Annotated in this window: 18 protein-coding genes and 4 pseudogenes; 10 read left to right on the top strand and 12 right to left on the bottom strand. The window is 68.7% G+C overall.

The window, feature by feature from the left end:
* The 6 genes and pseudogenes from KUM44_RS45845 to KUM44_RS29560 form a co-directional block, all read right to left on the bottom strand.
* Window positions 1-362: pseudogene (locus KUM44_RS45845) on the bottom strand (beta-ketoacyl-[acyl-carrier-protein] synthase family protein); the annotation flags it as partial.
* Window positions 352-615 carry an acyl carrier protein gene (locus KUM44_RS29580; RefSeq protein ID WP_217212771.1) on the bottom strand — a complete coding sequence of 88 codons (264 nt, stop codon included), beginning with the start codon at window positions 613-615 and terminating at the stop codon, window positions 352-354. The pseudogene KUM44_RS45845 and the gene KUM44_RS29580, both read right to left, overlap by 11 nt.
* An 8-nt stretch (window positions 616-623) precedes the next feature.
* On the bottom strand, window positions 624-899 hold the full coding sequence (locus KUM44_RS29575; protein WP_030054531.1) for an acyl carrier protein: 276 nt from the start codon (window positions 897-899) through the stop codon (window positions 624-626).
* A 206-nt stretch (window positions 900-1,105) separates the two neighbouring features.
* The gene (locus KUM44_RS29570; protein ID WP_217212769.1) at window positions 1,106-2,542 is read right to left on the bottom strand and encodes a class I adenylate-forming enzyme family protein; all 1,437 of its coding nucleotides are present in this window, start codon (window positions 2,540-2,542) and stop codon (window positions 1,106-1,108) included.
* A 5-nt stretch (window positions 2,543-2,547) separates the two neighbouring features.
* Complete coding sequence (locus KUM44_RS29565) at window positions 2,548-3,735, bottom strand: 3-dehydroquinate synthase II family protein (RefSeq protein ID WP_217212762.1); 1,188 nt, start codon at window positions 3,733-3,735, stop codon at window positions 2,548-2,550.
* Window positions 3,732-4,616, bottom strand: a complete 885-nt coding sequence (locus KUM44_RS29560) for a 2-amino-3,7-dideoxy-D-threo-hept-6-ulosonate synthase (RefSeq protein ID WP_217212760.1) — start codon at window positions 4,614-4,616, stop codon at window positions 3,732-3,734. Before KUM44_RS29560 ends, KUM44_RS29565 begins: the two co-directional genes overlap by 4 nt.
* Window positions 4,617-5,085: 469 nt before the next feature.
* Here KUM44_RS29560 and KUM44_RS29555 point away from each other — a divergent pair, with 469 nt between their 5' ends.
* Window positions 5,086-6,420, top strand: a complete 1,335-nt coding sequence (locus KUM44_RS29555; RefSeq protein WP_254390296.1) for an MFS transporter — start codon at window positions 5,086-5,088, stop codon at window positions 6,418-6,420.
* A 547-nt stretch (window positions 6,421-6,967) separates the two neighbouring features.
* On the opposite strand, the gene aztA is transcribed toward KUM44_RS29555, so the two are convergent.
* Window positions 6,968-7,711: a zinc ABC transporter ATP-binding protein AztA gene (aztA, locus tag KUM44_RS29550; protein WP_217212756.1), complete on the bottom strand. Its 744-nt coding sequence runs from the start codon at window positions 7,709-7,711 to the stop codon at window positions 6,968-6,970.
* 14 nt (window positions 7,712-7,725) lie between these two features.
* Here aztA and aztB point away from each other — a divergent pair, with 14 nt between their 5' ends.
* The 4 genes from aztB to aztD all read left to right on the top strand — a co-directional run bounded on the left by aztB (window position 7,726) and on the right by aztD (window position 12,081).
* Window positions 7,726-8,583, top strand: a complete 858-nt coding sequence (aztB, locus tag KUM44_RS29545) for a zinc ABC transporter permease AztB (protein ID WP_217212754.1) — start codon at window positions 7,726-7,728, stop codon at window positions 8,581-8,583.
* A gap of 20 nt (window positions 8,584-8,603) precedes the next feature.
* Window positions 8,604-9,833: a hypothetical protein gene (locus KUM44_RS29540; protein ID WP_217212752.1), complete on the top strand. Its 1,230-nt coding sequence runs from the start codon at window positions 8,604-8,606 to the stop codon at window positions 9,831-9,833.
* The gene (gene aztC / locus KUM44_RS29535) at window positions 9,830-10,789 is read left to right on the top strand and encodes a zinc ABC transporter substrate-binding protein AztC (protein WP_217212751.1); all 960 of its coding nucleotides are present in this window, start codon (window positions 9,830-9,832) and stop codon (window positions 10,787-10,789) included. The genes KUM44_RS29540 and aztC overlap by 4 nt, the downstream gene beginning before the upstream one ends.
* A gap of 92 nt (window positions 10,790-10,881) precedes the next feature.
* A complete protein-coding gene (gene aztD, locus KUM44_RS29530) occupies window positions 10,882-12,081 on the top strand; it encodes a zinc metallochaperone AztD (protein ID WP_217212749.1) in 1,200 nt (399 codons plus the stop codon).
* 358 nt (window positions 12,082-12,439) lie between these two features.
* Here aztD and KUM44_RS29525 read toward each other — a convergent pair whose 3' ends face one another.
* Window positions 12,440-12,760 (bottom strand): RidA family protein, encoded by a 321-nt coding sequence (locus tag KUM44_RS29525; protein ID WP_217212748.1) that lies wholly within the window; start codon window positions 12,758-12,760, stop codon window positions 12,440-12,442.
* 44 nt (window positions 12,761-12,804) lie between these two features.
* Between KUM44_RS29525 and KUM44_RS29520 the strand changes: the two are divergent.
* Window positions 12,805-13,170 (top strand): annotated as a pseudogene (locus tag KUM44_RS29520) (aldo/keto reductase); the annotation flags it as partial.
* Window positions 13,171-13,377: 207 nt separating this feature from the next.
* On the opposite strand, the gene KUM44_RS29515 reads toward KUM44_RS29520, so the two are convergent.
* Entirely contained in the window at window positions 13,378-14,442 is a 1,065-nt protein-coding gene (locus tag KUM44_RS29515; protein ID WP_217212745.1) for a glycosyltransferase family 8 protein, read from the bottom strand.
* 90 nt (window positions 14,443-14,532) lie between these two features.
* Here KUM44_RS29515 and KUM44_RS29510 point away from each other — a divergent pair, with 90 nt between their 5' ends.
* Window positions 14,533-15,282 (top strand): Stf0 family sulfotransferase, encoded by a 750-nt coding sequence (locus KUM44_RS29510; RefSeq protein WP_217212743.1) that lies wholly within the window; start codon window positions 14,533-14,535, stop codon window positions 15,280-15,282.
* A gap of 200 nt (window positions 15,283-15,482) precedes the next feature.
* Here the strand turns inward: KUM44_RS29510 and KUM44_RS29505 are convergent.
* A pseudogene (locus KUM44_RS29505) lies at window positions 15,483-16,249 on the bottom strand (transposase).
* Between the two features lie 81 nt (window positions 16,250-16,330).
* Here KUM44_RS29505 and KUM44_RS29500 point away from each other — a divergent pair.
* Window positions 16,331-16,702, top strand: a complete 372-nt coding sequence (locus KUM44_RS29500) for a VOC family protein (RefSeq protein WP_217212741.1) — start codon at window positions 16,331-16,333, stop codon at window positions 16,700-16,702.
* Between the two features lie 43 nt (window positions 16,703-16,745).
* Here KUM44_RS29500 and KUM44_RS29495 read toward each other — a convergent pair whose 3' ends face one another.
* On the bottom strand, window positions 16,746-17,114 hold the full coding sequence (locus tag KUM44_RS29495) for a hypothetical protein (RefSeq protein ID WP_217212739.1): 369 nt from the start codon (window positions 17,112-17,114) through the stop codon (window positions 16,746-16,748).
* A 461-nt stretch (window positions 17,115-17,575) separates the two neighbouring features.
* Between KUM44_RS29495 and KUM44_RS29490 the strand changes: the two genes are divergently transcribed.
* Window positions 17,576-18,187 (top strand): DUF998 domain-containing protein, encoded by a 612-nt coding sequence (locus tag KUM44_RS29490; RefSeq protein WP_217212737.1) that lies wholly within the window; start codon window positions 17,576-17,578, stop codon window positions 18,185-18,187.
* 30 nt (window positions 18,188-18,217) lie between these two features.
* A pseudogene (locus KUM44_RS29485) lies at window positions 18,218-18,563 on the top strand (transposase family protein); the annotation flags it as partial.
* 18 nt (window positions 18,564-18,581) lie between these two features.
* Here the strand turns inward: KUM44_RS29485 and KUM44_RS29480 are convergent.
* Window positions 18,582-18,840, bottom strand: a 259-nt coding sequence (locus KUM44_RS29480; protein ID WP_217212735.1) for a transposase, incomplete at its 5' end; no start/stop codon positions are given.

The following is an 18,840-nucleotide window of genomic DNA, read 5'->3' as shown; positions in this document are numbered from 1 at the left end:
GTGTCGGTCTCGCCTTCCCCGCCCCCGCGCCAGTACCGCGTGACGCTCATGTGGTCGCCCGCGATGCCGAGCAGGACGGCTGCCCGGGTGCCCGGGCCCAACCCCGCCATGTCGAGGGCCTGCATACCGCACTCGGCGAGCGCGTGGCGCAGTGCCCAGTGCTCGACCGCGTCGGGTCCGTCGGGGGCGGCGGCCGCCATCGGCGTACGGTACGGGCCGGTGTCGAACCGGGTGGTGGGCGCGAACGCGGGGACTCCCGCGAAGACCCCGCGCCGCATGGCGTCGGCGCCGACGCCGAACGCGGTGCGCACCCCGAATCCGGTCACCGTGACCTCACCGCTACCGCTACCCCTACCGCTCATCGTGGCCGCCCTCCTCGACGGCACGCAGGTACGCGGTGAGCCGCCGCAGTGAGGTGAGCCCGGAGATCTCCTCGTCGCTGGGCTCCACGACCAGGCCGTGGCGCTCCTCGATCACATGCAGCAGCCACACCAACCCGAGCGAGTCCAGGACCAGTTCGGCGTCCTCGCCGAGGTCGTCGGGCAGTCCCGGGAAGATGTTGCGGTCCGACAGCAGTTCGCGGACGGAGTCGGTGGTGAAGGTGGCCGTGCTCATGCCTTCACTCACGCCTTCGCACCGCGACGGATCACCTCGGCGACGAGTCCGCCGAGGGTCAGGGAGGCCAGCGGCTCGATGTCGGTGTCCGGTATCTCCACGCCGAACCGCGACTCCAGCCGCAGCGTCAGCTCGATCAGGCTCAGTGAGTCCACTTCCAGCCCGCCGACGGTCATCGGGCTGTCGTCCGTGATGCCGTCGCGGCTCAGCAGGACGTTCATCTCGTCGATGACCGCGGTCAGGACGAACTCGCGGATCTCGTCTTCCAGGGTCGACGTACTCATGATCGGTGTCTCCACGTGAAGGGTCGAAGGGAGGGAAAGATGAGGTGAAAGTGCGGGCAGGACCCGGGCTGGGCACCCCGGCGTAATCGGCTGCGGTTCGGCCGCGCCCGGAAGGGGCGCGGGGCTCTGTCGAAATGCGGCTCCGCCGCGCGGGCGCGACCAGGCACGATGGCGCCGCAGACGACCGACGGCATATCGCGGCACTCTCAGGCAGCGCCGTCCGGCACCGCCGCCTGTAGTACCGCCGCCTGGCGCAGCAGCTTCCCGTTGGACGTGCGGGGCAGGGCCTTGAGCACCCGGACCAGGCGCGGCAGCTTGTAGTCGGCCAGCCGTTCCCGGCACCAGCGCAGCAGTTCCTCCGCGGACGGCGGCTCGGCCCCGTCGGCCACCGCGACGTACGCCTCGGTCACGCCCTCGTGGACCAGGACCGCCTGCTGGACCGCCGGATGCTCGCGGAGCACGCTCTCGACCTCGGACAGGTCCACCTTGAGGCCGCCGATGACGACGAGGGAGTCGGCGCGGCCGTGCACCAGCACCGTCCCGGAGGCGTCGACCGTGGCCCGGTCCCGGGTGTGCAGCCAGCCGTCCTCGTACTGGGTGCCGCCGGAGTCGAAGAGGTACGGCGACTCGTCGAGGGCGACGTCCAGTTCGCCCCGGTGCTCCCGTACCACCACGCCCGGTGCGGCCGGGCCGACCGCCGGCCGCAGGGTGCCGCCGGCGTCCATGGCGACCACTCCGGTCTCCGTGGTGCCGTAGGACTCGCCGACCGCGATCCCGTACCGCTGCGCGAACCGCGCCGCGACCTGCGGGGGCATCAGCTCACCGCCCGACACGGCGACGCGCAGCTCGGGCAGCGCGGGGGGATCGGAGGCGGCGGCGAGCAGCTCGTAGTGCATGGGCACCCCGAACAGGGTGGTGACGCGGTGCTCCACCGCGGTGCGCAGGATCTCGCGGGCGGAGATCCGCGGGGCGAAGACGACCTGGACCCCGGCCACGAGCGAGTGCAGCAGTCCGGCTATCAGACCGAAGCTGTGCGCCGTCGAGCTGAGCAGCAGCAGCCGGTCGCCCGCCGCGGGCATGCGCGGAATCCGGGTGAACCGGTCCACCTCGGCGGCGAGGGAACGGGCGGTTCTGCCGATCACCTTCGGCCGCCCGGTGGAGCCCGAGCTGAACTGGACCAGCCGGTGACCGGTACCGGCCGGGCGACCACCGCCGAGGCGCTCGGTGACGACCTCGTACTCGGACCGGAAACCGAACGTCGCCCGGACGTTGACACCCGCGCTGACCATGAACTGCGGTCGGCAGGTGGCGCACAGCGCGGCCACCTCGGCCGGTTTGAGCCGGAAGTCGAAGAGCAGTACCTGGGCGCCGAGCCGCCACAGCGCGAGCAGCACCTCGACCTGGGTGAAGCTGGGCGGTGTCCGCAGCCCGACGGTGCTGCCCGCGCCGATGCCGTATCCGGCGAAGACCGCGGCCTGCCTGGCCACCCGTTCCCGCAGCTCGCCCCGGGTGAGATGCTCCTGGCGGTGGGCCAGATAGGGGAGTGCGTCGTCGTGCGCGTCGAAGAGTCTTCGGACGAGGGAGGTCATGCCGTCGTCGGGGCCGGCCCCGTCCGCCGTGAGATGCGCCGCGAGTTCGCCCATGGGGCTCACACCTCCTTGCAGAACTCGCCGATGGGCAGGCCGACATGGCGCTTGTCGGTGGCCAGGTAGCCGAGCAGCTCGTCACCCGGCTGGAGTTCGGTGACGTTGAGGACCTTGCCGCCCGGGCCGAGTACCCGTACGTGCCAGTCGTCCTGCACGGTCAGGCTGACCAGCCGTCCGTCCTCGGCGTGGGTGCGGATCTCCAGCAGCGGCCGGGACTCCAGCTTGGCGCGGCCGACCACGACCCGACGGGTGCGCCCGTCGGCGCCGACTGCCAGCAGGGCGGTGCCGGAGCCGACCTCGCTGAGGTAGTTGGTGCGGTTGTCGGGGCCGAGCGTGTACGAGTGCAGGGCACCGGCGTTGACCCGGAACGGCCTGGTCGGCATGTACGGCAGCGGGTGGGTCTCGGAGCAGCACAGCACGAACCCGGAGGAGTAGGAGCCGACGAGGATGCCCTCGTCCTCCTCGAAGTGCGAGCAGGTGTCCACGCAGACCCGGTCGCCGAGTCCGACGTGCCGAATGCTCTCCACGGTCAGCGTGGACAGCTCCAGCTGCGGTGTGCCGGCCTGGAGCAGCCGCGCCAGGGCGAACACGTCGTCGGCGCCGCGGGGCGTGAACAGGATGCCGTCCGAGCCGCGCTCCAGTACGTCGAAGACGATCGCCGCCTCCTCCAGGCCGTCGACGACGGTCACCAGCTTGCCCTCGGCCGGCTCGGCCGCCGCGAGCACGATCTCCAGCGGGATCTTGGTCGGATCGGCGAAGTGGATGACGGTGTACGGCAGCGCCATGGCGCTGGCGCACGACAGTTGCAGGGTGCGGTCGTCCCGTACGTCGACGAAGCCGGCGACGGGGGTGCCGGTGCCTGTGCGCTGATCGGCGGCGAGGGCGTCCAACTCGTCCTGGGTGGTGAACTTCCGCAGGAGGACGTCGTGTCCGGTGGCGGGCTTGGACTCCTTCGAGGACTCCTTTGCCGCCTTGTCCCGCGTGTCCGTGTCCTTGTCCTTGTCGGGGGCGGTCTTCTTCGCGGCGGGGTTTGCGGGCATCAGCACCCGTGTGACCGTCGGCGGCAGGGTGGCGAGCAGCTCCGCGTCGGCGGAGACCACGCCTGCCATCCGGGCGTGGACGGCCGCGTCCACGACCGCCTGGATCTGCTGTCGGGGGACTTCACGCAGATCGATCCATGCGAACCTCATGCGACACCTGCCACGATCGTCGAGTAGTCGGTGGGGGATGTGGTGGGGGACCCCGTGGGGGTTGTGATGGGGGAGCCCGTGGGGGAACTCGTGCTCATGGCCGTGGCGCCGCCCGCGTCCGGGGCGAGCCCGTGCACGACGGAGGCGAGCCGGGACACCAGCGCACCGGGGGAGGGGGCCGAGAAGATCCGGCGGCCGATGGCCAGCCCCCGGCAGCCGGCGGCCATCACCGCGGAGCCGTATTCCACGAGGTCGGAGCCGTCCGGCGGACCTCCGGCCGCGAGGATCGGGATGGGGCTGTCCGCCACCACCTCGGCCATCCGTTCCAGCGGCAGGGCGACGGAGGTCTTCACCATGTCCGCGCCCAGGTCCGCGGCCACATTGGCCAGATGCGCGAGCAGGGCCGGGTCGCGCGGGTCCGTGATCCGGGGGCCGCGCGGGTAGACCATCGCGATCAGCGGCATGCCCCACGCGTCGCAGGAACGTGCCACCGCCCCGAGATCGGCGAGCTGCTGGGCCTCGGTGTCCGAGCCGATGTTGACGTGGACGCTCACCGCGTCCGCACCCAGCCGCAGCGCCTCCTCGACGTCGGCGACAAGGACCTTGGCGTGCACGTCGGCGGAGTGGGCGGTGCTGGCGCTCAGGTGCACCACGAGCGCGCAGCTCTTGAGGACGTCCGGCGAGAAGGCGCGGGCACGTCCCTTGTGGACGATGACCCCGTCGGCCCCGCCGTCCACCAGCGCGCGCAACAGGTCGTCCCACTTGTCGGCGGGGACGATGGGGCCGTCCGAAACGCTGTGGTCGAGCGGCACGAGAAGATACCGGCCGTCCCTGGCCAGTGAAAGTCTTCTCAAGCGAAATAGCTTGCCGGTTTTTAGCATGGGTAAATATGCCTTCCCCGTCCGGAGAGTGTTGTCCGTGGTTCCTTCCAGTGTCCGAAAAACGACGGTTGTAGAACTTTCAACATCCCCTGGAGGTCAGCCTTTCGTGCGTGATCGGCAGTTGGCAAGGTGTAATGACTGGAGAATATTTATTCGCGAATCTGAATAAATATTGACAGCGATTTGACAGGTTGCTGGGGGTTGACTCCCTGGAGCTGCGCATACTAGGGATGTTCGGACGCGGTTCGATGCATAAGGCCGATCTGTCCGTACTCATAGCCACAGCGGGTGATTCATTGCTGGTAACGCGTGTAAATAAACGATTCCAACGTCCGACTTTTCGAACGGTGTGGGTTCCCCGCCGAATCCTTGTCGAAATTCAATTCCTGGGCTTAGGGTGCTTTCCACCCCCCATCGGAATGGATTCCCCATGGCCGAATCACGCTCACATGGCGCGCCCGCGATCGTCATGTCCCCACAGCCGGCGCCGCCCGGTCCCGCCCGGACCAAGGCGTCGCGGGTCGCCGCCGCGAGTCTGGTCGGCACGACGATCGAGTACTACGACTTCGCGGTGTACGGCACCGCCAGCGCACTCGTCCTCGGCCCTGCCTTCTTCCCCTCCGGCAACGCGACCGTCTCCTCCCTGGCCGCGTTCCTCACCTTCGCCGCGGCCTTCGTCGCCCGCCCACTCGGCGTCGCGCTGTTCGGGACGATCGGCGACCGCCTCGGCCGTCGCCGCGCCCTGGTCGCCTCGCTCCTGCTGATGGGCGTGGCAACGATCGGCGTAGGTCTGCTCCCCACATACGAGACCGCCGGACTCCTCGCCCCCGTCCTGCTGGTGACGCTCCGTCTGCTACAGGGCGTGAGCATGGGCGGTGAGTGGGGCGGCGCGGTACTGCTCGCCGCGGAGCACGCGCCGCCCGGACGCCGCGCGCTGTACGCGTCCATCCCGAACGTCGGCCCCTCACTCGGCTTCCTGCTGTCCAGTGCGGTCATCCTGCCCACGCTGAACATCGCGGGCCGGGACGGCTTCACCGACTGGGCCTGGCGGATCCCGTTCCTGCTCAGCACCGTGCTCGTCGTGGTCGGCCTCTGGGTTCGTACGACGATCTCCGAGTCCCCGGTGTTCACGCCGCCGACCGAGACTCAGGCGCAGGCGCAGGCGCAGGCGCAGGCGCAGGCACCGGCGTCCCGCTTCCCGCTCGGCACGCTTGTCACCCGGCACCCCGGCCGACTGCTGCTCGGCATCGGCGCCGCGCTGGGTGGGTCGGCCGTCTACTACCTGACGATCGTCTACAGCCTCTCGTACGGGCCGAAGGAACTCGGCATCCCGCAGAACACGATGCTGACCGCCGCGAGCGTCGGCGCGGCGGGCGGAATCGCCGTCACCCTGCCGGCCGCCAGGCTGGCCGACCGGATCGGCCGACGACCGGTGATGCTGGCCGGGGCTTTGGGCTGCGTGGTCTGGGCGGTGCCCATGTACGCCTCGCTGAGTTCCCGCGACCCTTGGGTGATCACCGGCGCCTACACGGTCGGACTCATGCTGCTCGCCCTGATGTTCTCCCCGGTGGCGGCTTTCCTCCCGGAACTCTTCCCGGCGCGGCTGCGCTACACGGGCGCTTCCGCGGCCTTCATCCTCGCGAACACCCTCGGCGGCGGCTTCGCCCCGCTGGTCGCCACCTGGCTGAACAGCCATTGGGAGTCACCGCTCGTCCTCGGCTTCTACACCGGCGGACTCTGCCTGCTGAGCCTGCTGTGCCTGCTGGCTCTGCCGGAGACTCGCGATCACGAGTTCGACACGTGACGTTACGCGTGACATGTGTGACAGGAAGGGCGATGCAGAACCTCCGCCGGCCCGCCTCCATCTGGCGGGGCCCCGTGATGTGACGGGCGTGGTCCGTCAGCTGACTGGAAGGAAACGGCTGACACCGGGCGCTCGCTGAGGGCCCCGGCGACGCCGGGACGGCGAAAACCTTCGTGTGCAGGGCCGACGGAACCAGGTGACGTCTTGGTCATGTTCTTCCAGATGCCGTAGACCCGGTCCCACGGGCCGTCACGTTCCGGCACATCCCGCCACGGGGGCGCCGGTCCGGGGCCGCCACCGTATGCCATCTGTCAGCTGCCGCCGGGCCACACCTGCGGACGGCCCGGCATTCATGCCCTGCGGCAGCAACGGCTCAAGCCGGGGCCACTGGCCGTTCGTCAGATCACCACGTCCCACGAAATCTGATCATCGACGGACAAGATCAACTTTCGCAACAGGCTCTAGTGGCCACCGGTGGCCAGTGCTGCGGTGAACCGACTGCGTGCGGGACTGCGCGAGAGCGCTCGAAGGGTGCGGGGCCGTCGTCTCACACCGGCTGCCAGATCTGGGCGAGCGTTGCGGCGGTGAGAAGTTGGTCGGGGTGTCCCTGCCCTGCCAGTTGACCGTCGCGGAGTAGGAGGCAGGCGTCCGCCGAGCGTGCGGCTTCCAGGTCGTGGGTGGCTTGGACGACGGTGACTCCGTCGGCGACCAGTTCCGTCAGCAGTGCGGCGATCCGGTCCCTTGCTTCGGGGTCGAGTCCCGTGGTCGGTTCGTCCAGGAGGAGCAGGTCCGATTCCTGGGCGAGTCCTTGGGCGATCAGGGCGCGTTGCCGTTGTCCGCCGGAGAGCTCTCCGAGTTGGCGGGTGGCGAGGTCGGTGATACCGAGTCTCTCCATGGCCTGGTCGACGGTGGCTCGGTCCTGCGGGGTGAGTCGGCGCCACGGCCCGCGGTCGCCCCAGCGTCCCATCTCCACCGTCTGCCTGACCGTGAGCGGCAGCGCGTCAGCGACGGCGCCGCGCTGCGGGACGAACGCCGGCTGCCGGTCGCCGGCGTGGTGGAGCCGGCCTGAGGTGGGTTTGATCACTCCGGCGATGACTCCGAGCAGGGTGGACTTCCCGCTGCCGTTCGGGCCGACCAGTGCCGTGATCGCCAACGCCGGTATCTCCGCGTCGAGTTGATGCAGAACGGGGCGGCCGGGGTATCCGGCGGAGAGCTCCGTGAAGTGGACCCGGGGTGTCCGGATCCCGGCGGCGGCGGGAGGGTGCCCCTGTGTTTTGAACATGGTTTTCATTATAGTGCGCTTGCATGGAGTGGTTGACGGGTCCCTTCGAGGTGACCTTCGTGCAGCGGGCCCTGTGGGGCGGAATGTTGGTGTCGGCGATCTGCGCCCTGGCCGGCACCTGGGTGGTGCTCAGGGGTATGGCCTTCCTCGGTGACGCCATGTCGCACGGGCTGCTGCCCGGCGTCGCGCTCGCCGCGCTGTTCGGCGGCAACCTGCTGCTGGGGGCGCTGCTGAGCGCGGCCGTCATGACCGTCGGCGTCACGGCTCTCGGCCGCACCCCGAGGCTGTCCCAGGACACGGGCATCGGCCTGCTGTTCGTGGGGATGCTGTCGCTCGGTGTCATCATCGTGTCGCGCTCGCAGTCCTTCGCGGTCGACCTGACCGGGTTCCTCTTCGGTGACGTCCTCGCCGTCCGCGAGCAGGACCTGATCCTGCTGGGTGTGGCGCTGCTGCTGGCACTGGCCGTTTCGGTCCTCGGCCACCGGGCTTTCCTCGCCCTGGCCTTCGACTCACGCAAGGCCCAGACACTCGGGCTGCGCCCGCGCCTGGCTCACGCGGTGCTGCTCGGCCTGTTGGCGCTGGCCATCGTCGCCTCCTTCCACATCGTGGGCACGCTGCTGGTGCTGGGCCTGCTCATCGCTCCGCCGGCGGCCGCGCTGCCCTGGGCGCGCAGTGTGCGGGGTGTCATGGCCCTCGCGGCGCTCCTCGGCATCATCGCCGTCTTCGGTGGCCTGTTGCTGTCCTGGCACCTGAGCACGGCGGCCGGCGCGACCGTCTCGGCCCTCGCGGTGAGCCTGTTCTTCCTCTCTCACCTGGCATCCGCTCTCCGCCACCGCCGCCGTGCGCGCCTCCTCGGCGCTCACGTCACAGCGACCGACTGAAAGAACCTGAGGCGATCCCTTTGCTCGTCCGAAGCAACGTCATACCTTGGGCGCCCGCCGCGCTCGTGGCGATCTCCCTGCTCACCACGAGTTGCGCGAGCGACGACGACAGCGCGTCCGCCCCGAAGGCCGCAGCCTCGGCCTCCGCTCCGCACGGTTACGTCGAGGGAGCACAGGAGAAGGCCGAGCAGCAGTCGCGGCTGCTGCTCAACGACCCGGCCACAGGCGAAACCCGGGTACTCGATCTGATCACCGGCAAGACGCACGAGGTGTCCCGGACGACGGGCACCACCGAGCTCACCACCGACGGCCGCTTCGGCTACTTCCACACCGCGGGCGGCACGCGCGTCCTGGACGGCGGCGCCTGGATGGTGGACCACGGCGACCACGTCCACTACTACAGCGCGGCGATGCGTGACGTGGGCCGGCTGCCCGCAGGCCCGGGGACCCGTATCCGCAGCGATGCCGCCGTGACCGCGGTGACCGACGAGGACGGCCGGGCCAGGATCTACCGCCGGGCCGAACTGGAGAAGGGCAAGGTCGGCTCCGCCCGCACACTTCCCGGGACGCACACGGGAGCCGTCGTGCCGTACGCAGAGCACCTGCTCGGCGTCACGGACGACGGGAAGGTCGTGGTGTACGACCGCGAGGGCGAGCGGGCCGCGTCGCCGGACGCCCGCTGCGAGGAGGCGCGGGGCGACGCCGTCACCCGACGCGGTGCCGTCCTCGGCTGCGCCGACGGCGCCCTGCTCGTCCGTGAGGCCGACGGCGCCTTTACCGCCGAGAAGATCCCGTACGGCGGCGACGTATCCGAAGCGGAACGGGCCACGGCCTTCCGGTACCGGCCCGGCAGCGACACGCTCACGGCGCCGGCCGGGGAACGGGCCGTGTGGGTCCTGGATGTCAGCGAGCGCACGTGGACACGGGTGAAGACCGGTTCCGTCGTCGCCGCCAACACCGCCGGCGAGGGCTCCGCGCTGATCGTCCTTGAGACCGACGGAGCACTCCACGGCTACGACATCGCCACCGGCAAGCAGGTCTCCAAGACAAAGCCGGTTCTGACAGGCGCTCCCGAGACCGGCACCGAAGGGAATGCGGTGCCAGTCATCGAGGTCGACCGCAGCCGCGCCTACCTCAACGACCCCAAGGGCAAACGCGTGTACGAGATCGACTACAACGACAACCTGCGCATCGCGCGCACCTTCGACCTGGACATCGAGCCGGCCCTCATGGTGGAGACGGGACGATGACGAGACAGACGCAGGAGCCGCGGCGACTGCGCACCCTCCTGCTGGTCGTGCTCACCCTCGCCCTGGCCGGTGCCGGCACCGGCTGTGCGAGCAGCGACGACCGGCCCCGGGTGGTCGTGACGACCAACATCCTGGGCGACATCACACAGGAGATCGTCGGCGACGAGGCCGATGTGACCGTGCTGATGAAGCCGAACGCCGACCCGCACTCCTTCGGCCTGTCGGCCATGCAGGCCGCCGAGTTGGAGCGTGCCGACCTGGTGGTCTTCAACGGGCTGGGTCTGGAGGAGAACGTACTGCGGCACGTGGAGGCAGCCCGCGAATCCGGGGTGGCCACCTTCGAGGCCGGCAAGGCGGCAGACCCGCTCACCTTCCAGGCGCACGACGACGGAGGCCCCGAGGAGGAGGCCGGTCAGCCCGACCCGCACTTCTGGACCGACCCCGACCGCGTCCGCAAGGCCGCCGGCCTGATCGCCGACCAGGTCGTCGAGCACGTGGACGGCGTCGACGAGAAGACGATCCGCGCCAACGCCGACCGCTACGACGGCCAACTCGCCGACCTGACCGCCTGGATGGACAAGTCCTTCGACCGGATACCCGAACAGCGGCGCGCGTTGGTGACCAACCACCACGTCTTCGGCTACCTCGCCGAACGCTTCGGTTTCCGGGTCATCGGCGCGGTGATCCCGAGCGGCACGACGCTGGCCTCGCCCAGCTCCTCCGACCTGCGCTCCCTCACCCAGGCCATGCGCAAGGCAGGCGTACAGACCGTATTCGCCGACTCCTCCCAGCCCAAGCGGCTGGCCGAGGTCCTGCGCACCGAACTGGGCGGCGGCGTGCGCGTCATCGAGCTCTACTCCGAATCGCTGACCGAAAAGGGCAAGGGCGCCGGCACCTACGTGCAGATGATGCGCGCCAACACCACCGCCATGACCGACGGCCTGACCGCCGCCTGAACCAACCCGCCCCGCACATGAACCCTGGCCAACCGGCCACTCAAGCAGACCCCACACTGCCGCACCCGTGCGGCAGAGAAAGGAACACACCGGTGAACAAGCCGATACGCAACCGAGCTCTCGTGGGCACGGCCCTCGCCCTGGCGGCTTCCGCGGTCCTGTCCGCCTGCGGAGGGGATGACAGCTCCTCGTCCGACGCCAAGGCCAAGGCGGCGCCGGGCACGAAGTCGGTTGCAGTCGAGGACCCGCTGGTCGCCACCTTCGACGGCGGCCTGTACGTCCTGGACGGCGAGAGCCTGAAGCTGGCCAACACGATCGAACTGCCCGGCTTCAACCGCCTCAACCCCGCCGGCGACGACGACCACGTCATTGTCTCCACCGACGCCGGTTTCCGTGTCCTGAACGCCGCCGAGCAGACCTTCACCGGCGTCGAGTACAAGGGCGCCAAGCCCGGCCACGTCGTCCAGCACGCCGGCAAGACGGTCCTGTTCACCGACGGCACCGGCGAGGTCAACGTCCTCGACCCCACCGACCTCAAGGGCGGCAAGAAGCCGCAAGGCCGCACCTACACCTCCGCCGAACCGCACCACGGCGTCGCCATCGAACTGACCAACGGCGAACTCCTCACCACCCTCGGCACCGAGGAGAAGCGCACCGGCGCCCTCGTCCTGGACAAGAACAACAAGGAGATCAAGCGCAACGAGAACTGCCCCGGCGTCCACGGCGAGGCCGCGGCCAAGGGCGAGGCCGTCGGCATCGGCTGCGAGGACGGCATCCTGATCTACAAGGACGGCAAGTTCACCAAGGTCGACGCCCCCGACGACTACGGACGCATCGGCAACCAGCGCGGCAGCGACACCTCGCCCATCCTCCTGGGCGACTACAAGACCGACCCGGAGGCCGAACTGGAGCGGCCGACCCGCATCTCCCTCATCAACACCGAGACAGGGAAGCTGCGCCTGGTCGACCTGGGCACCAGCTACTCCTTCCGCTCGCTCGGCCGCGGACCGCACGGAGAGGCCCTCCTCCTCGGCACCAACGGCGCCCTCCACGTCATCGACCCGGATACGGGCAAGGTGGACAAGAAGATCCCCGTCGTGGACAAGTGGCAGGAGCCGCTGGACTGGCAGCAGCCCCGGCCCACCCTCTTCGTCCGCGACGACACCGCGTACGTCTCGGAACCGGGCAAGCGCAAGCTGCACGCCGTCGACATCGAATCGGGCAAAAAGATCACGTCCGTGACCCTGCCCAAGAGCACCAACGAACTCTCCGGCGTCGTCGCGGGCCACTGATCCTCAGACCTCGGCGAGGCCGCCACACACCGGGCACCGACTTGTCGTTGCGGCCGGTGCACCGCGGCCTCTCCGAGGTGGTCCGAGCGGACGCGCCACCTGGGACCTGCCGCCGGGAGCCGCGGGCCACGGAGACCTCCCCGGTCCTCATAGGGCTGAACGGCACGCGCCTGCTGCGGATACGACATGGGAGCGGGCGTGAGCGGGCGGGAGCGGGGGGCTCGAACCCAGCTTCGTGAGGATCGACAAGACGGGAGTAGAGGCCGGTCAGCACAAGGGTTGCAGTGACTGCGACGCCCCATGGGATCACCTGCTGATGGCGGCGCGCCCGCTGTCCCGTAACCGAGCGTGCGGGGCGTCAGCCTGCGGCGATGACCTCGATTTCGACGAGCCAGTCGCTGGCAAGCGTGGTGGCGACGATGGCGGTTGTCGGGACAGGCCTGCCGCCGAGTGCGGCCGTCCGGGCGGCGGCGTTGGCCTCGGCGTAGGCCGGGTCTCGCAGGTAGCTGGTCAGGCGCACTATGTTGTCGACGGTCATGCCGGCCGAGGCGAGGATGGCGCGGATGTTCGACCAGATCAGATTGAGCTGCTCCTCCAGGCCGGTCCCGGGCTTTCCGGAAGGGGCCAGGCCCATGGTGCCGGCGACGAACAGCAGCCGTGTGGCGCCTCGGACCTCCATGGCATGTACGTAGTCGTCGGCGGCTGCGTAGACGCCTTCGGGCGGGCTGGGGCGCCGAACGGGCCGAGGCCCGCAAGCTGTTCGACCACTACGTCGGGCTCGGCGGCAACCTCTTCGACACCGCCGACACCTACACCGACGGCAGCTCCGAGCGCCTGCTGGGCGAGTTCGCCCGCGAGGAGCGCGAACGCCTGGTGCTGGCGACCAAGTACTCGACGCTGCGCCGCCCCGGCGACCCCAACTCCGGGGGCGGTCACCGCAAAGCCCTGTTCGGCTCGGTGGAGGGGAGCCTGCGGCGGCTGGCCACCGACTACATCGACCTGCTGTACCTGCACGTCTGGGACTTCCGGACGCCGGTCGAGGAAGTCCTGCGCGGTCTGGACGACATGGTCCGGCAGGGCAAGGTGCTGTGCGAAGCCAACCGAGACCCAGGAGACCCTGTTGCAGGTTCCGCGTTCCGATGCCATATGGCGAGTCCGTGAGCTGTGCGTTCCGCTGAATCCGCGCTCCGTGACACCTTGATCATTCCGGGTCTCGTGTCACTTCCCCGAGACGGTGTTCTGAAAGCGAGCCACGGTTCTCCGTAAGTTGTCCCTCGCCGTAGGCGTACTTCTTGGTCAGACGGAGCTAGGCCTCTTGCGACGCTTGGACCGTTGATCCTGATCATGCTCGTTTGGGTAGCCGAACACCGCCGCTGGCGATGTCGCCGACCCCCTTCTCCCGGTGAGCGCCAGGGACGGCGTCTCTGGGACAGTCGGGGAGGTTGGCCGAGATGGCGAGGTGACGGCGTTCGGCGTCACGTTCTCGACGGTCGGGGAGGTTGGCCGAGATGGCGAGGTGACGGGGTTCGGCGTCACGTCCTCGACGGTCGGCGCGGTGAAGTGACGATATCGCCTGAGGTTCTCGGTATCCGGGTACGGGTGACGCCATGGCTTGCGGGAGCCGATGAAGTGGAGCACGAAGGCACGTCGCTCCTGATCTCGGTACGCGTGGTACTCCGTACCCAGCCGCGGCGGCCAAGCCTCGGGCGGGATGTCGCGGAAGTCAGTCATCGGGAACACGTTCCAGCGCGGATCCAGCTCGATCCATCGACCGTGCGTGAGCGCGTTGAGCGCATCTTGCTCCAGACAGACCGGGACCTGATCCTGGCTCGCAAGCCAGTGGAGGGCCCGCTCGGTCAAGCTCTCCCGACGCCACTGGCGGAGGTTGCACAGCATCACCCCGGCATTGAAGTAGGGCGCGTCGGGCGCGAATCGTCCGCTGCCTGCGCCTGCCAGCGCCTCGAGGAGGTTGGGCCGCCACATGTCCCGCACGGCCGCGAGGGGTCTGTCACCGAGGTCCGTCGCGAACAGCTCTGTCACGTCTCGCATCAGTACGACGTCCACGTCCATGTACAGCGCCACGTCGTCCGGCACCAGCTCTGGCAGGAACAGGCGCGCGTACGTCGCGCCGGTCAGGTAGCGCAGCAGTGGCAGGTCGGACAGGTCGCGGCGCAGACGGACGACCTCCAGATCGAGCCCGCGGGACATCGCGTGCTCGACGACGTCGGCGCTCGGCGAATCGTCTGTCATCAGTGCCGAGATGCGCACACCGCTCTTCGGTGGCAGGCAGCGGGCCAGCGACGACAGCATGTTGCGTGCCGCCGATGCGTACTGACCATCGAACGCGATCGCTATGCGCATCCCCCGCCCCCCACGTGCGCGACCTGGGAACCAATACGCTAAGGGGGGGTCGAGCGACGGTCAAGGCGGTCAAAAAAGGGGGTGCGACCTGTGGCGCGAGCGAGCGACATGGCGCCGGCGGCGGGCAGATGCCTGCTCATTTGCAGCACACCGAGGGCAGGGACTCACCTGCTGGCTGGTCTGCTGGAGAGCACGGGCTTGTCGGGTAAACCGCAGGAGTATCTGTACAACCACGTTACTGAACTGGACGGTGAGGACATCCCGATCGGTCCGGCGAACCGGACGCAGCCGGACCAGCTACGAAAGCTGATGCGGATCGGGACTTCAGCCAACGGCGTGTGGGGCCTGATCGTCATGGGGTCGTACCTGGACGAGGTCGTCGCCGGGCTGCGGCGATACCAGTCCGCGAGTGGAGCGAGCTGGCGCGAGGTGATCGAGCGCGCCTTCGACCGCCCGGTATATGTGTGGAACCGGCGGCAGGACACGGCGGCACAAGCGGTGTCTCTGTACCGGGCGCTGGAGACCGACGTCTGGTATGCCGACGACGTTCGTGGGGTGGGCGCTGACGTTCCCTATCGTCGCGACCGGATCGCGCACTGGGAGCACATGATCCGGGAGCAGAACGAGGAGTGGGCGCGCCGGTTCTCCGACAGCGGGATCACGCCGATCACGGTGACGTACGAGGACGCGCTGGCGGACCCGGAAGGTGTGGTGGACCGGATCCTGGACAGCCTGGGGGTCGCGCGAGGCGGCCGGCCGGTGCAGCCGCTCACGCGCCGGCAGGGAAACGACGTGAGCTTGGATTGGCTGGCCCGGTACCGCCGGGACGGTTCAACGTGACCGCTGTCTCCGCGACGACTACGAGGTAGCCCGAAAGAGTGAACGCGCTGGCCAGCACTAAGCAGCAGGTGAAGGCGACAAGCTTTGTGTAGTCAAGTAAGGCATGTTGAGACCACGTTGAGACCCGGGCGGCTGTCAGGGACTTGGCGTTGTCCCGCAAATGATCTGCGCTGTGCTGGCTGACCTGCTCGCCTTCTCGGTCACCCTGCGAGAGCGAGGTTGTGCAGGCGGGCGATGCCGAGCATGGCGTGGTGGACGCCGTCGCCCTTGAGGCGACAGTCGCGCACCTTCCAGGTCTTCATGCGGGCGAAGGCATGCTCGACGCGGGCGCGGACTTTGCGGTGGGAGGCGTTGTGTTCCTCCTTCCATGCCGGGAGTTCGCTCTGGCCTTTCTCTCGGCGATGTGGGATGACCAGGCCGGTGCCGCGGTGGCCGCCGTCCGCGATGACGGTGGTCGCGCCGACGGCGGCTTTCGCCCCGGACAGTTCCCATGCCTTGCAGTCGTTGCCGTTGCCGTTGCCGGGTCGTGCGACAGCGACCACCGGGCGGGTGTCGGCATCGATGACGGCTTGGTGGTTGGTGGAGTACCGATAGTTTTTCGACTGCTCGGCGATGGCGTGGCCGCGGGTGGGGACCAGGGTGCCGTCCACGATCAGGACGGTGTCCTTCCGGAAGCGCTTGCGCTGCTGGAGCGCGAGCGAGGGGCCGAGGTGGTCGATGATGCGGTCGGCGGCCGACTCCGATATCCCAACAGCGGTGCCGGCTGCCGCAGCGTCAGGTTGGTGCGCCAGTACGCCGCGACCAGCAGGATTCGGTCCTCCAGCGGCAGGCTCCACGGTCGGCCCCTACGCACCGGGTCCGTGTCCTCGCGCCGCAACGCGGTGATGAGCTTGCCGAACTGACGTGGGCTCAGCCTGGTGAACGGGACTATCCAGGAGGGTTCCGACGCCATGATCACACCAAACACCACAAGATCATGTCACCCACGGCCCGCAGGCTTCTTCTCCTTTCACGGCCCGGTGTCCGACTCTCGGCCTACGATGCCCGGATGCAGCCACACTTCACCGGCACCGCCCTGATCACCGACGATGTTCCGGCCCTCGCTGCCTTCTACGCTGCGGTCCTGGACGCAGATGTCGAAGGGAGCGACCCCTTCGCCCGGGTGACGGTCCCCGGCGCCGTCCTGTCGTTCTTCTCCACACAAGGCATGGAATCGATGGTGCCCGGAGCGATGGCTGCCACGGCGAGCGGAGGCTTCACCCTGGAGTTCCAGGTCACCGACGTGGACGCACGCCACGAACGGCTGTTGGCTCGGGGCATTGAGATCCTCAAGCCGCCGACAACCCAGCCCTGGGGACGCCGTTCAGTGTGGCTGCGCGACCCGGACGGCAACATCGTCAACCTCTACCAGGAGGCGTGACGAGCGAACCCTGCCCCTCGGTTCACTCATTGCGGGACAGCCTTTAGACGTACACGTCGTACGTCGTGCAGTAGTCCTCTCCGCAGCCCTTGATCTGGGCCCTGTCGAACGTGCCGCTGGGGCTGTTGAGGGTGATCTCGGTGTCGCTGTGACGCCATTCCCCCCACGCGTTGCCGTGGACACGAAGCCACACGTGGCCTGCACAACGGCCGTCAAGGCGCTTGGCCGCGACGACCTTCGTGGTCGTGAGACCTACCCGGTAGGTGGTACCGCAGGGCCGGGTGAACTTCCCGTGGCCATCGAAGAACTTGACGCCGGTGTCCGGACGGCCGGTGTCCGCGGATGCGGTGGCAGTGGCGAGCATGACGGCGGCGGCTGCGGCTCCGAGAGCTGTGGTGATGCGCTTACGCATAGGGTTCCTCCCCCGATTTGTGGTGCGCGCGTTCGGCGCGGTCAGTCAACCGCGGCCAACGTAGTGGGCCTGCCACTTACGGCGTACCTATAACTGTCCAGGGCAGGCCGAGGAGTACACAGGGGTCGGCCCGGGACGCCGCGGTGTCCCGGGCCTTCATGGTGGGTTGGGGCGACAGGGTCCGCTTCCGGTCTGCGGCACCGGTCAGCACATACCGCCACGGGCGGGGGCTGGACAACCCATCCCTGTACGTCGCCCCTAATAAGCCCGTCGCCGAGTGGGGTGTCGAGCAGCAGCAGTCGCGAACGCAGTGCCATCGCGGCTCTCGCCGAGGCGCTCCCGACTGCCGCTGACCCCTAAGGGTCGTCCTGTAAATGATCACTTGGGGTCCGCCGCCAGAGGATCCCACCTCCCGTCAATCAAGGTTGACGCAACCCATCTTGTCAACCTATGTTGACGGGATGGGGAATCAAGTGCTGCTTGCCTGCGGGATGGCTGCTGGACCTCTCTTCACCATCGCGTATCTCGTAGAAAGCGCCGGCCGCGTGGGCTATAGACCGCTCCGCCATCCCGTCAGTTCGCTCGCCCTCGGCCGTGCCGGGTGGGCCCAGACCCTCAACTTCCTCTTCGCGGGCTTGCTGTCGCTGATCTTCGCCGTGGTCCTGTGGCGCGATGGGCCTTCCCGCTGGGGTGCCCTGCTGATCGGCGCGTGGGCGGTCGGCCTGCTGGGCGCAGGTGCCTTCCGTACGGACCCGGTGAGCGGCTACCCAGCCGGCACCCCCGATCAGCTTCAGCACCCCACCCGCCTCGGGGCTCTGCATGACCTGTTCTCCCTCATCGGATTTCTCGCCCTCGCCGCAGCCTGCTTCGTCTTCGCCCTGTCCAACTCGCTGGGATGGGCCCTCTACTCGATCGCCAGCGGTGTGCTCTTCGCAGCCACGATGGCGCTGGCCAGTGCCGCGTTCAGCCAGCATCAACGCTGGGTGGATCTGGGCGGACTGATCCAGCGCGTCTCACTCACGATCGGCTGGACCTGGCAGACCCTGCTCGCCGTGCGCATTCTGCACACCTGACGGTCGTCTCACGGCAGAGATGATCTTTTCGTGGCTGGTGTGATCACGGCGTCGGAGCCGTCTTGGATGGGCCCCTTCACCGGCTGAGCCTGCGATGCTTCACCAAGTTGGTGAGCGCACTGCGGCGCGAGGGCGCGGACGCAGTCCGTAGGGGCCGGCCGTGGAGCCTTCCGCTGGAGGACCGAGCCTGCTCGTGACGGCCTACCGGCGGACGAACTTGACGATGCGGCAGCTCGTTCCGCTGTTCGGCATCTCAAAGTCCGCAGCAGACCGCGTTATCGACCACCTCGGCCCCAGGCTCGCGCTCCAGGCACGCAAGCGATTCCGCAAGGACGCCATACTCATCGTGGACGGCACGCTCGTAAAGGTTACTGACGTTGAAAGCGTGATGTCGTCATGGTGGGGCGAGCACGAGTCCGGTTCCGGTGAGGCAGCCGTTGAGGACGTCGTGGCGGTATTGGAGCTGGCGCAGGCCCCGCCGGACGGCGGTGATCAGGTCGCGTGGGTCGGCGAAGGCGCGGTTCGCCGTGGTGGTGCGCCGCAGTACCGACCAGATGCCTTCGACCGGGTTGAGGTCCGGTGCGTAGGGCGGAAGTTGGTAGACGGTGAGCCAGTCCCGTTCGGCGATGTAGCGGCGCATGCCGGCCGTCAGA

The sequence above is a fragment of the Streptomyces sp. AC550_RSS872 genome (assembly GCF_019049285.1).
In the GTDB taxonomy this organism is placed as follows: Bacteria; Actinomycetota; Actinomycetes; order Streptomycetales; family Streptomycetaceae; genus Streptomyces.
This window is presented reverse-complemented; position numbering and strand designations above follow the sequence as displayed.

Coding starts and splice junctions, on each gene's coding strand:
- KUM44_RS29515 (WP_217212745.1), bottom strand. CDS start 14,442: ATGCGCATAGCGATCGCGTTCGATGGTCAGTACGCATCGGCGGCACGC.
- KUM44_RS29575 (WP_030054531.1), bottom strand. CDS start 899: ATGAGTACGTCGACCCTGGAAGACGAGATCCGCGAGTTCGTCCTGACC.
- aztA (WP_217212756.1), bottom strand. CDS start 7,711: ATGAAAACCATGTTCAAAACACAGGGGCACCCTCCCGCCGCCGCCGGG.
- aztC (WP_217212751.1), top strand. CDS start 9,830: ATGACGAGACAGACGCAGGAGCCGCGGCGACTGCGCACCCTCCTGCTG.
- KUM44_RS29555 (WP_254390296.1), top strand. CDS start 5,086: ATGTCCCCACAGCCGGCGCCGCCCGGTCCCGCCCGGACCAAGGCGTCG.
- KUM44_RS29525 (WP_217212748.1), bottom strand. CDS start 12,760: ATGGAGGTCCGAGGCGCCACACGGCTGCTGTTCGTCGCCGGCACCATG.
- KUM44_RS29490 (WP_217212737.1), top strand. CDS start 17,576: ATGGGGAATCAAGTGCTGCTTGCCTGCGGGATGGCTGCTGGACCTCTC.
- aztB (WP_217212754.1), top strand. CDS start 7,726: ATGGAGTGGTTGACGGGTCCCTTCGAGGTGACCTTCGTGCAGCGGGCC.
- KUM44_RS29570 (WP_217212769.1), bottom strand. CDS start 2,542: ATGGGCGAACTCGCGGCGCATCTCACGGCGGACGGGGCCGGCCCCGAC.
- KUM44_RS29495 (WP_217212739.1), bottom strand. CDS start 17,114: ATGCGTAAGCGCATCACCACAGCTCTCGGAGCCGCAGCCGCCGCCGTC.
- KUM44_RS29500 (WP_217212741.1), top strand. CDS start 16,331: ATGCAGCCACACTTCACCGGCACCGCCCTGATCACCGACGATGTTCCG.
- KUM44_RS29580 (WP_217212771.1), bottom strand. CDS start 615: ATGAGCACGGCCACCTTCACCACCGACTCCGTCCGCGAACTGCTGTCG.
- KUM44_RS29565 (WP_217212762.1), bottom strand. CDS start 3,735: ATGAGGTTCGCATGGATCGATCTGCGTGAAGTCCCCCGACAGCAGATC.
- KUM44_RS29560 (WP_217212760.1), bottom strand. CDS start 4,616: ATGCTAAAAACCGGCAAGCTATTTCGCTTGAGAAGACTTTCACTGGCC.